The 13,283-nt window shown below is 32.3% G+C and carries 8 protein-coding genes and 1 tRNA gene; 2 read left to right on the top strand and 7 right to left on the bottom strand.

Annotation, left to right across the window (positions count from 1 at the left end; all coding sequences use genetic code 11):
- Positions 1 to 119 precede the first annotated feature (119 nt).
- On the top strand, positions 120 to 1,343 hold the full coding sequence (locus tag ACN0WI_RS04550) for an ATP-binding protein (RefSeq protein WP_417885443.1): 1,224 nt from the start codon (positions 120 to 122) through the stop codon (positions 1,341 to 1,343).
- Between the two features lie 16 nt (positions 1,344 to 1,359).
- Here ACN0WI_RS04550 and ACN0WI_RS04545 read toward each other — a convergent pair whose 3' ends face one another.
- Complete coding sequence (locus ACN0WI_RS04545) at positions 1,360 to 2,700, bottom strand: MATE family efflux transporter (protein WP_417885442.1); 1,341 nt, start codon at positions 2,698 to 2,700, stop codon at positions 1,360 to 1,362.
- Between the two features lie 126 nt (positions 2,701 to 2,826).
- Here ACN0WI_RS04545 and ACN0WI_RS04540 point away from each other — a divergent pair.
- Positions 2,827 to 2,900, top strand: a tRNA-Ala gene (locus ACN0WI_RS04540).
- A gap of 27 nt (positions 2,901 to 2,927) precedes the next feature.
- Here the strand turns inward: ACN0WI_RS04540 and ACN0WI_RS04535 are convergent.
- The 6 genes from ACN0WI_RS04535 to ACN0WI_RS04510 all read right to left on the bottom strand — a co-directional run bounded on the left by ACN0WI_RS04535 (position 2,928) and on the right by ACN0WI_RS04510 (position 13,245).
- Positions 2,928 to 3,503 (bottom strand): DUF4468 domain-containing protein, encoded by a 576-nt coding sequence (locus tag ACN0WI_RS04535; protein WP_417885441.1) that lies wholly within the window; start codon positions 3,501 to 3,503, stop codon positions 2,928 to 2,930.
- 103 nt (positions 3,504 to 3,606) lie between these two features.
- Positions 3,607 to 4,500, bottom strand: a complete 894-nt coding sequence (locus tag ACN0WI_RS04530) for an alpha/beta hydrolase family protein (protein ID WP_417885440.1) — start codon at positions 4,498 to 4,500, stop codon at positions 3,607 to 3,609.
- Positions 4,501 to 4,504: 4 nt separating this feature from the next.
- Positions 4,505 to 7,237 carry a PD-(D/E)XK nuclease family protein gene (locus tag ACN0WI_RS04525; protein ID WP_417885439.1) on the bottom strand — a complete coding sequence of 911 codons (2,733 nt, stop codon included), beginning with the start codon at positions 7,235 to 7,237 and terminating at the stop codon, positions 4,505 to 4,507.
- Positions 7,238 to 7,307: 70 nt separating this feature from the next.
- Positions 7,308 to 8,711: an OmpA family protein gene (locus ACN0WI_RS04520; protein ID WP_417885438.1), complete on the bottom strand. Its 1,404-nt coding sequence runs from the start codon at positions 8,709 to 8,711 to the stop codon at positions 7,308 to 7,310.
- Positions 8,712 to 8,888: 177 nt separating this feature from the next.
- Positions 8,889 to 10,085, bottom strand: a complete 1,197-nt coding sequence (kbl, locus tag ACN0WI_RS04515) for a glycine C-acetyltransferase (protein ID WP_417885437.1) — start codon at positions 10,083 to 10,085, stop codon at positions 8,889 to 8,891.
- 34 nt (positions 10,086 to 10,119) lie between these two features.
- Complete coding sequence (locus ACN0WI_RS04510) at positions 10,120 to 13,245, bottom strand: UvrD-helicase domain-containing protein (protein ID WP_417885436.1); 3,126 nt, start codon at positions 13,243 to 13,245, stop codon at positions 10,120 to 10,122.
- Positions 13,246 to 13,283: the final 38 nt, after the last annotated feature.

Below are 13,283 nucleotides of genomic sequence, written 5' to 3'. Positions count from 1 at the left end.
CAATTTACATATTATGGATAAATATAGTATTTGAACGGAACTTAAATTTAAAAGCTAAGTTAAAAACCTATAAAGGGCGGTTTAGTTTTTGTAAATTTCGAATTGTTTCAATTTTTATTATGAAAGGGAGAGCGGGTTTATCAACAGATTTAAAAAAGGATGTCGAAGATATTAATATGATTCCCGGCATTCAGAAACTTTTACGGGTTATTAGGCATAGTTCCAAAATGGGATTTGTAGCTATAGCTAGAGTTACCGAAGATCGATGGGTGACTTGTGTTTCTGAAGATAAACTTGATTTTGGTTTAAAACCTGGAGATGAATTAGATGTAGAAACAACAATTTGTTATGAAATTAGGGAACATAATATTCCGGTTATTATTAACGATGTAGCTAATAACTTTATTTTTAAGAAACATTGCGCTCCAAAATTATACGGTTTTAAAAGTTATATTTCGTACCCGATCTTTAAAAAGAACGGAGAATTTTTTGGGACACTTTGCGCTATAGATTCGGAACCTCGATCTATTAATGTAGAGGAAGTCCGAACAATGTTTGAATTGTATACCGACCTTATTTCTTTTCATTTAGAATCTATAAAAGAATTAGAGCGAACTAATAGTGCTTTAAATACAGCTAATAAAACAAAAGAATTGAAAGAAATTTTCATGTCTATTGTTGGTAAAGATTTAGCAAAACCGGTTAATACAGTACGAGAAAATACAGAAAATTTATTAGGTAAAGAGTTTTCTCCGCAAACAAAAGATCAGTTAAGAGCTATAAAATCATCCTCATTAAAAATGCAAGATCTTATAAATAACTTACAGAGTTATGCAAAAATGAATCTTGAGAATAATTTAGAGTTAGATTTACAAGAAGATAATTTAAAACTAAAATATTATTTAACCGAAATAATAGATTCTTTATCTTCTTTATATAATCATAAAAATGTAGATTATGACATTTCTTTAACCAGTTTAGTTAATTGTGATTTATATCGAATTTCCCAGCTTTTTCATAATGTTTTAGATAACGCAATGAAGTATGGCGATCCTGAGGAAAACATTACAATTCGGGTATTATGTAGTTCCGGAAATTTTATAATTTCGGTAATTAATAGTGGCCGTACTATTCCGGAATTTATGCACAAAAATATCTTTAAGCCTTATGTTAAGCAAAATTCGAAAAATAACATCAAACATTTAGGCTTAGGTTTGTATGTAGCGCATGAGATTGCAAAGGCACATAATGGAAGTATGGATTTTTCTTCTGAAGATGGCCAAACTATTTTTAGTTTTAAAATGCCATTAAATCAAAAAAGTAGAAGAGTGGCAAATCAATAACCGATATTGCTTAAAATTAAACTTCTTTTTGTAAATATTTTCTTCGGAATTTGATAACCAAGCCTATACTTCGAATAAGCATCCAAACAAAAAAAGCAATCCAAATAGCGTAAAGTTTCAAACCAAAATAATCGCCAATAAGAAGCGTAGGGGTAAAGCCTAAAAAAGTGGCAACTAATAATAAATTGCGTAAATATTTGGCTTCACCTAGACCTTTAAAAATCCCATCGAACATAAACGCTATGGCATTTACAGGTTGCATGAGTAGTAATAACCAAAAAATACTTCCGTACAACGCTAATACAGCTTCATCTTTATTAAATAATAAACCTATATTGGTATAAAGCCCTAGGCAAATTATTGCCAGAATAATAGCAATAATAACAGCATATTTGCTTATTTTTTTACTGAGATTCCATAAGTTAGTATAATCTTTAGCCCCTAATAACTTTCCGCCAATAGCATTGCCAGCATTGGCATAACCATCAATAAAGAAGCTGAAAAATAACCAGATATTCATTAATATACTTTGTGCCGCAATATAATTATCGCCATAATCAGTAGCGTATGCATTAGCTAGCATTATGGCAATATTTAGTGATAATGTCCGAAGAAATAAATTGCCAGCCATAATTAATAATGGCTTTAATTCAGGATTAATTTTTTTACTGACCTTTAAATGAAAAGGAGTTTTTTTGAAGAAATAATATAAAGCCATTATTAGCATAACAGCTTGTGCTGTTAAACTAGCGTAAGCTGCACCTTCTAGACCCATAGCTGGGATAAATCCTTTTACTCCATAAACTAGTAAATAATCTAGACAAATATTAATGGCGGCACCGCTAAGGCTACATTTCATAGCCCAAGAGGTGTTTTGCAGTCCTCTAAAAACACCAAAAATAGTAAAAGTAAGTAGAGTTAATGGGAAACCTATGGCCCTTATTTGATAGTAGTTAACTGAATATTCTAAAATTAAGCCATTTGCGTTATAAGCTTTGAATATTAATTCAGCAAGTGGTGCTGTAATTCCATATATTAATAAGCTAAGCATTAAATTAATAGCAATTGTTTGCGGAATTAATGTTTTTACAGCATGTAAACGATTAGCTCCTAAATATTGAGAAACTTTGGCTGAAATAGCCGTTTTAGTTTGTGCTAAAATCCAGATAATAGCCGATAAAAAAGAACCTACAATACCCGCTGCGGCTAATGCTTCTACAGAATGATCTTTAATATTACCAATAATGGCCATATCGGTAAGAGAAATTAAAGGCTCCGCAATACCAGCAAATATTGCTGGTATTGCAATTTTATTTATGTTTTTAAAACTAACTGAAGAAGCATCTATTTTTTTCATAACCTGTATAAAGATAGAACCCTTTTTTATTCTTTAGAGAAGTTAAAACAAGCTAATTTTTCTATTAGAAATTGATTGTAAAACTTTTATAGTTCGAAAAAAAGTATAAATTTGCTCTATAAAATAGGGGGATTAGCTCAGCTGGCTAGAGCGTTTGGCTGGCAGCCAAAAGGTCATCGGTTCGACTCCGATATTCTCCACAAAAACCTCGCAATATTGCGGGGTTTTTATTTTATATAATTCTTCATTTTTTTAACTAATTCAGTAATATATTTTTTTACTGCTGTTAGCATGTTGTTATGGTTGTTTAATCCGCGATTATAAATCTGTTTTATTTTTTTTTCATCATCTAAAATAGCTTGGTTTTTAGCTTTTGCGTCGCCACTTAAATGGTTTACCGTTTCTTGCATTTCCTTTTTGAAGGATTTGAAATCGGGGAAATCTATTTTAACCGGTGTTTTTGTTGGCCCTACATCAATGTGGTTTATCTGAATCTTGAATTGATTGTCTTCAAATTCACTTAATATCCCAAAATAAATAGCTATTGGCATACTAGTATTGCCTTGTTTTATATCAAGTTGTGAGGCAATATCTAGCAATATTTCATTATCGGTGTTTTTTGAAGCTTTTATATTAGATTTATCAAATTCCGATAGCATCCACTTGTGGAATTTTTCTTTGAGTTGTGCTTGAGTTTTTCCTTCAACAGTAATCGTTTCTTCATAGTTTAAATTATGTTCTTTATTAAACTGTGCATTCGCAGAAATACTAAGTAGAAAGCAGAAAATTATTAATTGATACATTTTGTATAGGTTTTGGCCAAAGATAATAGAATATTAAAAAAATGAACCTCCAGATATCTTAGAAGAAAAAAGGAGGTTGTTAATTTACATTTAGAATCTTTTCTTAATCATCATTGTCGCCATACTCTTCAATTAATGTATCATTATCAGTCTTTAAGAAATCTAATGTGTGTTCTATTAAATAGGTAAATTTTTCTGGTAAGCTTTCTTCTTTCCATGGATGTGAAGTATTAAATACATGGTTAGCATTTTCAACTAACAATAATTTGGAAATTGAGCTCCATTCAAATAATTGCCCGGAAGCAGCTATTGAAACAGAAGTATCGCTGCTACCATGAGTTATTAAATACGGAATTTCTAGATTTTCAGTAGATTTCTTAATATTGAAATCTTCTTTATGCTCTTCAAAATCTCTGTAGAATTGGTAGTGATGTGGAAGTTGTTGTTTTGTTCTGGAGTTTGTAATATAATAAATCCCTTTCTCTTCCCATTCTTCTAGAGCATCTCCGGTAGGAAAGTTTTTACTAAGATCGCTTACAGAAGCAAATGTAATTAGTTTTTTAATTCGTTTTTCTTGTGCGGCTTTTAAAATTGCAATAGCACCGCCTCTAGAATGGCCAATTAAACTTAAATTGCTAACATCTATATGAGAAGCATATTTAAAATCTGGACGTAAAACCCAGTCAATAACCGATTGTAGATCGTCCAACTCTATGGAGTAATTATTATCTCCAAAAGCTTCTATGTTTAAAAATTCTGTTGGGTTTTCTAGAGTGGTTCCGTTATGTGAAAAATTGAATTTTATAAAGAAAAATCCATTTTCAGCAAAACATTCAGCCATTTTATCCCAAGCTCCCCAGTCTTTAAAGCCTTTATAACCATGGCAAAATATGACGATGGGGTTTGGTTTCTCTTCCGTATTAAAATAGTAATCGCATAAAATAGGTTTATTATGCTTTCCTTCTATACTGATATTCTTCTTTTTAGTAATTTCCATAGCTTTATATTTCTTTTTCGGTAAATGGAACTTCCGGATTACAAATTTCAATAATTAGCTTTTGTAGTTGTATTTCGAAATCAGAGAAAATTTCTTCGTCTATTAAATGATTCTTAGTTCCGCCGCGAGGTTTTTCTCGCTTAGCAAATTTTAATAAACCACTTTTTAAATTTTTGAATGAAATAATACCACCTTCTACAGGTAAAGGCAAGTTTTCTTCTTTTTTGATCATACTAGCATAGGCTAATACTTGAAAGCTTTTACTATATTTTTCGTAATCGGTAGTTAGGTTATCCCAATCTACAATTTCTATTTGGTTTTGGTTTACCTTCCCCGTTTTATAATCAATAATTCTGGTAATACCGTTACAATTTTCTACTCGGTCTACTTTACCACGGATAAAAACTGGAAAATCGAGTTCAAAAATATTGATTTTTGATTTTAGGTTAGTTTCAATTTTTAGAATTTTAATTGAATCTTCTTCTGTAAGGCGCTTTTGTTCAAAGCTTAAGAAGTTTTCTAAATACCGTTTCGATATTTCGTAAATAAGATAATTTTTACCTTGTAGCTTAGCCGATTTATAGGTCTTGTTAAATTGATTTGATACCTCGCTTGTAATTTTCTTTTTAAATTTGAGAATGTGCGCTTTTGTTAAAATTTTGCCTTGCAAAGGCTTATAGAATTCTTCTAAACTATCATGTATGATTGTTCCCAGCGTGTTGAAAGCCACAGTTTCTTCTATTTCTTCTTGCTCTTTAACTCCTAAAATATACTGATAATAAAAATCGATAGGATTACGCATATATGTGGTTAATGCTGAGGGTGAGAATCCGTATGCCGCTAAATTTTTAATTTTATCGATTATTTCCGGTGTTTTTTCAACTATCTTAAGCGATGAGGTAATTTTGGGAACTTGTGGAGAAATAGTCTGTTCGGTTAGATAATGTTTATCTTGTTTTTCAATTACCAATTGCGTTAAAAATCTACTTTTTTCTCCGGCATTTAATCCCCCGCTTTCTGTATTGTATAGTAGTCTAATATTTTTAGCACGTTGTAAAAGTCGGTAAAAGTGATAGGTGTATACCGCATCTTTTTCTCGGTAAGTAGGTAATTGGTTTGCCTTTTTAAGATCGTATGGAATAAATGAAGCATTTGTTTTACCAGAAGGTAATGTACCTTCGTTTACAGAGGTAATAATTATGTTTTCAAAATCCAAAGCTCTAGACTCTAGCATTCCCATTAATTGTAATCCTTTAAAAGGCTTACCCTGAAAATCTAGATTTTGAGTACTCATTATCTCATCGTAAAAATTACGTAAAGCGGTTAAACTTTGGATATGAGGATAACTACTATTTAAAGTTTCCAGTTGATTGAATAGCGTGTGGAAATGGTATAAAAATTCTAATGTTAGCTGATTAGTCTCTTTATCTATAGTAGGTTTTATACTGAATATTAAATGTTGAAAATTATTTAATGCTTCTTGAGCTTTATTCTCCCAATTTTTAAAACAGGCTTCAATTACACTATAAAGCTCTTCCGGAAACGCACTTTTAATTTTCTCAAAACTTAAATAAACAATATTATTCTTATGGATTTTTTCAATAAAATTGTGCGCATAAGGCTGCAGAATATTGCTTAAAGAAGCATGGTTTAAAATAGCTATTACTTGTTTGTAATAATAGTTTGAAGTACTTGTAGTGTGCAAATCAAATAAATTATTGAAAAGCGATGTAATAGGAGCATTTTTTAATGGAAACCCCATTGTGATATTTAACTCTTTAATATTGGGAGGTAAACTATTTAATACAGGAAGTAGTAAACTTTCGTCACCTAAAACAACAGCTGTTTTTGCTAATTCTTCATCACTATAACCCGATAAAATTTCGGCTAAATGTTTAGCCTGGCCTATATTTTTAGGAATTCCAGTAATATGAATATTTTTTTCTGTAGCATATTCTTTAATACCTGGTTTTTCAGGATATTCTTGGTAATAATCCCATTCTTTTAAATATTGCCGGATAAATAATGAAGCTTCATGCTGAGCATCATTCAAGAAAACATCATCGATATCCCAAAATACTTTAGCCTTTCCGACTTTTAATAAGTGCTGAAATATTTCTTGTTCTGAAGTATTTAGCGCATTAAAGCCTAAAAAGATATGGGGATTTTTATGAACAGTTGCATAATTACTTACTCTTGAAGCTGCAACCCGATAAATAAGTCCTTGGTGACCTTGATTTTTATCTAATAAATTCTCCTGAAGTGCATTGTAATAAATGGGAAGTTTATCCCAAAATTTAAGGTAATTTTCAATTAGCTCTGTTCGGTTTTGCTTAGACCAGTGGTTTACATCTTGAATATCGGATAGATAATCGAAAAAAGAAGCAGCTTCAATTAAATACCTATCAATCTCATTAAAATCGTGTAATAAGCTTTGTGCCCAAGCTAAAAATGTTTCGAAGCTTTCTAGTTCTTCTTTTGGAGTTAACTTTTGATAGACTTCATAGAACTCGAATAAACTAGTAGTATTATCTATAGATTTTAATCCAGAAATTTCTTCAGTAAATTCTTCAATACTATAAATTTTGGGAGCAAATATAGTTTTAGTAGTTAGCTGGCTTAATTCATTTAATAAAAAAGCGCCTGCCCGTTTACTAGGGAGTACAAAAGTATAATTAGAAATAGGGGTTTTGGACTCTTGGAGTTTTTCTAGAACCTGACGAATAAAAGATTTCATAGGCTAAAAATAAAAAAACGCGCTGTGTTTGCAGCGCGTTTTATTGAAGTTTTAAGATTAAAGAAACATTCTACATGTTATCTTTCATTTCTTTACTTTTATCTAAACTAATTTCAACTCTTCTGTTTTCTTGTCTACCAGCTGCAGTTTTATTAGTTGCAATTGGTTTTGTTTCTCCATAACCTTCAGAAGTAATTCTGTCAGTAGAGATACCATGATTAGTTAAATACTCTCTTACAGAAGCAGCTCTTTCTTTTGAAAGTTTTAAATTATATTCATCGTTACCAACACTATCAGTATGTCCTCCAATGTGGAAAACAGTGTTAGGATATTCTTTCATAATATCGGTGATATTATTTAAAGCTTCTTCAGATTCGCTTCTAATTGAAGATTTGTTGAAATCGAACAAAATAGTATTTGAATATTCATTTAATTCGTTCATTATTTCAACAGTTGGTTCTGGACATCCGTTGTTTGCAACTGTACCAGCTACTTCAGGACATTCATCATCTTTATCTGCAACACCATCGCCATCAGAATCAGGACAACCGTTAAATTCAGATAATCCAGGAGTTTCAGGACATTCATCATCTTTATCAGCAATACCATCACCATCAGAATCAGGACAACCGTTAAGTTCTAGTAAACCAGCTACTTCAGGACATTTATCATCTTTATCTGGAACACCATCGCCATCAGAATCAGGACAACCGTTAAATTCCTCTAATCCAGGAGTGTTAGGGCACTCATCATCTTTATCTGGGATACCATCGCCATCAGAATCAGGACAACCGTTAAATTCAGCTAAACCTGGAGTTTCTGGACATTCATCGTCTTTATCGTAAATACCGTCGCCATCAGTATCTGTACCGCCAAAAGCAAATCTAAGACCTGCACTGTGTTGGAAGTGAGAACCAGTATCTGGATCAAAAGCTTTTTTGTATTTAGATTCTACAAAAAGAGCTAAGTTATCTGTAAACCAGAAATTGATACCTACGCTACCGTTTAAAGTAGGCGCATCGAAATTTTCTAAGTCATCTCCATCTTGATCACCTACCCAAGTGTAACCACCACCAATACCAACAACAGGATCAAACCATCCGTCGTTAAGCATAGATCGTAAGCTATAGTTAATAGATGCATCTACAGAATAATAAGCAAGATCATCAGCATCTTGATCCCCTACTTTGTCTATTTGGTTAATAGATCCGTCGATTTCAGCAACAAGACCTGCTCCAATATAACGACCTATTGTTAATTGTGATACAGATGGAAGTATATTCCAGTGATCACCAGTATTAAAATATTCGTCGAAAACTCCACTACTAAATGGGTTACCTTCCCCATTTGGATAAAAATCTACTGCGTTTGTTGCAATACCTACGGCCCAAGGATTATTTGCATCCTGTGCATTTACTGAGGTAATTCCCAGTAAAAAAATCGATAGCACTAGAATTCTAGAAAGATGTTTCATATCTAATTGTTAGTTTTGAGTGTTAATTGAAGCAAAAGTAGTTGCAAACAAGGCATCCCCAAAGTTTGTTGTAATAAAGTTTTCTTAATTATAAACTATAAAATTCTCAAAAAACAGCCTTAAATTTATAATTTTATGTTATTTTTAAGAATTATAATATTCCTTATTAAAGGAACCTTAATTTATAACCGATAATTCTCTACCAACTTTTGTAAAAGCTTTAATAGCTTTATCTAAATGGTCTTTTTGATGTGCTGCTGATAATTGGACGCGAATACGTGCTTTTTCTTTAGGAACAACCGGATAGAAAAATCCAATAACATAGATACCTTCTTCTAAAAGTCTATCTGCCATTTTTTGAGACAGCTTTGCATCATATAGCATTACCGGAACTATTGCAGCATCGCCATCTATAATATCGAAACCTGCATCTTTTATTCCTTGCTTAAAGTATTGGGTGTTTTCTTTTAATTTTTTCCTAAGGCTATCGTCGTTTTCTAACATTTCAAAAACCTTTAAAGAAGCACCCACAATTGAAGGAGCTAGGGAGTTTGAAAATAAATAAGGTCTAGAACGTTGCCTTAGCAGTTCTATTATTTCTTTTTTGGCAGTAGTATAACCACCCATAGCACCTCCTAAAGCTTTACCTAAAGTTCCGGTTATAATATCTACTCGGCCTAAAACATTCTTTTCTTCTAAGGTTCCTATTCCTTTTTCACCAATAAAACCGGTAGCATGGCATTCATCAATCATAACTAAGGCATCATATTTATCGGCTAGATCACAGATTTTATCTAGTGGCGCAACCAAACCATCCATAGAGAAAACACCGTCTGTTACAATTAATTTAAAACGAGCGCCATTTGCGGTAGCATCTTTTAATTGTTTTTCTAAATCTGCCATATCACCATTTTGGTAGCGATAGCGAGCTGCCTTACAAAGGCGGACACCATCTATAATAGAAGCATGATTTAATGAATCTGAAATAATTGCATCTTCTTTAGTTAATAGCGGTTCGAAAATACCTCCGTTAGCATCAAAACAAGCAGCATATAAAATAGTATCTTCTGTTCCGTAGAAATCAGCGATTTTTTGCTCTAATTCTTTATGAATATCTTGAGTACCACAAATAAAGCGAACGCTAGACATTCCGAAGCCATGAGTATCCATAGTGTCTTTTGCTGCTTTAATTACCTCCGGGTGAGAAGAAAGCCCTAAATAATTATTAGCGCAGAAGTTAATTACTTCTTCTCCGGTATTAATTTTTATTACCGCATCCTGTGGTGACGTAATAATTCGTTCTTTTTTAAAAAGACCGTTTTCTTTTATATTTTCAAGTTCGTTTTCTAAGTGTTCTTTTATTTTTCCGTACATATAAATGTTTTTTTGCAAAATTAAGAATCTGAAATTATACAAATTCTAAACTTATTTTTTTATTTGTGTATATAAGAATTTTTTTATCGATTTTGTATCCCATTTCTTTTAAAGCATCTGCGTATTTATAGATTTGTTGTTTATAAGTTGGATCGAATTTTCCGGTTTTATAATCGATAATACTCACTCCATTTTCCGAAAAATTTAATCTATCGGGCCGTAAACGCTTTCCGTTTGCTGTAATGATGTCTATCTCGTTACTATTTTCTGTACTACCATCAAAAAAGGTCTCTAATTGAGGATGGGTAATAATACGTTTGATAACGTCTTGTATTTTTTCTGAAGCTTCTTTTGAAACAATTCCGTTTACAACAGCTTGCTGAATAATAGCTTCTGCATCTTTAACAGTATTAATTTCAGCTAAAATATCGTGTAAAATTTCTCCTTTTTCAATAGCTTCTTGCTGAGTAGTATCCCATAAACTTCCAGATTGTGTTACAATTGAAACGGCATCGTTTTGAGTAGAAGCCGAATAAAATTGTTGCTGAAAATTGCCAGATAAAGAAGTGCTTTTTTGTTTAGGAACTTCAATTTCTCCGAAGGAATACTGATCTTTTTCATCATCCCATATTCCTTTTCTTTTTAAATATCCAATTAACAGCCCAGATGTTTTGGCAGGATTCTCATTCCCATTATGATCGAGTTCTTTTTTAGAGATTACGTAAAGCTGCTGTACCGGTCGAGTACAAGCTACGTAAAGAACGTTAAGCGTATCTAATTCATTTTGAAAAAGAAGTTGTGTATATAATGCATCTGGAATTTCTCCCCAGTTTTGCATTTTTGAAGAAGCACTGATGTAGCTAAATGGGATGTCATTCATTTCATCATCGTTAGGAACCCAAAGCGAATCTTTTCTAGTATCCTGAAAATCGGAATTTGCAAATGGATAAATAACAATTGGAAATTCAAGTCCTTTAGCTTTATGAATCGTCATAATGCTAACTGCATTCTCTTGCTCTGGCGCGATAATGCTTAATTTTTCGTGTTCTTGCTCCCAAATTTCTATAAATCCCTGAATTCCTTCGGCTTGCTTCTGAGTAGTTTCGTACACAAAATCCAAAAAGAATTGAATATAAGCATTTGAGTGTGCCACTAAACTGAAACAGCGTATAATGTATTCGCAACTTTCGTAAACCGATAGTGAGTTTAGTTTATCTAAATTAAAATCAATTTCGAATTCTTGTAGCCACTCGAAAAAATCGTTGCCATTTTGTTCAAGTATACTTACAATTTGATGGTGCGGATCGTTTAGTTGTAATAGCTGTTTCTGAATAAAATCGAAAATGCTAATTTTTAATTCATTATTTCCGGGAGATTGCGAAAATCGTAGAATATCGCATAGAAATAGCACTTCAGGCGAGCGTGAAATTAATAAGGTTTCCGAAGAAACTACTTCAATGCCATTTTCGCTAAGGCTATTTGCAATGGCAACTCCTTCTGATCTTCTTCGGGTAAGAATACAAATATCAGATCGGCTAAATCCTTTTTCAGAAAGCGATGTAATAATCTCTAAAACACGTTCCGGATAAACTTCAAATTCCTCGGTTCGGTTTTCCGCAGAAATAAAACTGATATCAACATAGCCGGAGCGATTTTTCTTCGGATTTTGCGTACTATTTTCGAATAAAGATTGATATTCTGGAAATCCTAAAAATGAAGCTGTATAGGTAAAAAAGTTATTATTGAAATTTACAATTTCGGGCGCACTTCGGTAATTATCAGGTAAATTAAATACTTGTTTTTCAATTTGAAACGGATTGTTTTGGTGGCTTAAACTTATAAATTGTTCGGCTTTTCCACCTCGCCATCTATAAATAGATTGCTTTGCATCTCCCACTAATAGCAAGCTTGCCTGTTCGTTTGGTAAAGCTTCCGCAGAAAGTTTATTATCGATTAACGGAATTAAATTTTCCCATTGCATTTCTGAGGTATCTTGAAATTCATCGATAAAATAATTTCGATATCGTTCCCCTAAACGTTCGTAAATAAATGGTGCTGGTTGATTTTTTACCTGAGCACTTATCATGGGATTAAATTCGGAAATCAATAAAATTTGTCGCTCTTTTTTTATGGTTTCAATTTCTTTGTTTAAAGCATTTAACAGCGACAATTGGGTTAAGCGTTTTCCTATTTCAGTATAAAAACTAATTTTAAAATACTGTTTTTTTGTCTCCTTAAAAATTTCGGTTATTTGGCTACTAACAGCCTCTCCTAAATCTTGTTTTGCCTTTTTGATAGGCAGAATTTGTTCATTTTCTAGTTTTTCAACCCATTTTGATGAAAAATTGGGTTCTTTATCTCCTTCTATTAATTTCTGAAAATGTTTCGGAAGATATTGTCCTGTAAAATCAGCTACCGATAAACCTTGATTTTCGATGATACTGAAAAATTTATTCGATTTTTCTTTAATCTCGGTTTGGTGATTTTTTATAGCTCCTTTTAATTTTTCTCGAAATGCTTCGAAATCTTTTACCGATTTCGATTTTAAAAATTGAAGGTAATGCTGGTTATTTTCATTAACTAAAAGTCGCGCAATGTCTAATAAATCTAGGCTAATATCCCAACTTTTATCCTCGTCTGCCTTAGCTAGTGCAAAATTAGTAAGTACTTTAGTTAGTTGCTCGTCTTCTCCGGTTTTACTAATAAGACTATCTACAGCTTCCGTTAAAATTTTATCGGTATCTAGTTCAACTTCAAAATTAACTGGTAAACCAAGATCTTTGGCAAAAGTCCTGAGAATACGGTGCGTAAACCCATCAATAGTTGATATTTCGAAAGCAGCGTAATTATGGATTATATTTTTTAAAATACCTACCGATTTTTGTTGAATTTCGGTTGTAGTGTGTCCAGTAGCTTCAGCAACAGCATTTAATAACGAAACAGAAGAATCTGGGGTAGGTTGTTTTGTGAAATCGTAAAGACTATTTACAATTCGGGTTTTCATTTCGCTTACTGCTTTGTTAGTAAACGTAATTGCTAGAATATTTTTATAAGCATCGGTTTTTTTCGAATTAAACAGAAGCGCTAAATATTCTTTAACCAAAGTAAAGGTTTTACCCGATCCTGCCGAGGCATTATATATTGCAAAAGTATTTTTCAAGTCGCTAATTTTAGGTCTAAGCCAATATAAAATTGATT

It is taken from the genome of Zunongwangia sp. (assembly GCF_048269745.1).
Classification (GTDB): domain Bacteria; phylum Bacteroidota; class Bacteroidia; order Flavobacteriales; family Flavobacteriaceae; genus Zunongwangia.
Note: the sequence above shows the minus strand (reverse complement) of the source record. Positions and strands in the feature narration are given on the sequence as shown.

Coding starts and splice junctions, on each gene's coding strand:
- ACN0WI_RS04550 (WP_417885443.1), top strand. CDS start 120: ATGAAAGGGAGAGCGGGTTTATCAACAGATTTAAAAAAGGATGTCGAA.
- ACN0WI_RS04535 (WP_417885441.1), bottom strand. CDS start 3,503: ATGTATCAATTAATAATTTTCTGCTTTCTACTTAGTATTTCTGCGAAT.
- ACN0WI_RS04530 (WP_417885440.1), bottom strand. CDS start 4,500: ATGGAAATTACTAAAAAGAAGAATATCAGTATAGAAGGAAAGCATAAT.
- ACN0WI_RS04525 (WP_417885439.1), bottom strand. CDS start 7,237: ATGAAATCTTTTATTCGTCAGGTTCTAGAAAAACTCCAAGAGTCCAAA.
- ACN0WI_RS04520 (WP_417885438.1), bottom strand. CDS start 8,711: ATGAAACATCTTTCTAGAATTCTAGTGCTATCGATTTTTTTACTGGGA.
- kbl (WP_417885437.1), bottom strand. CDS start 10,085: ATGTACGGAAAAATAAAAGAACACTTAGAAAACGAACTTGAAAATATA.
- ACN0WI_RS04545 (WP_417885442.1), bottom strand. CDS start 2,700: ATGAAAAAAATAGATGCTTCTTCAGTTAGTTTTAAAAACATAAATAAA.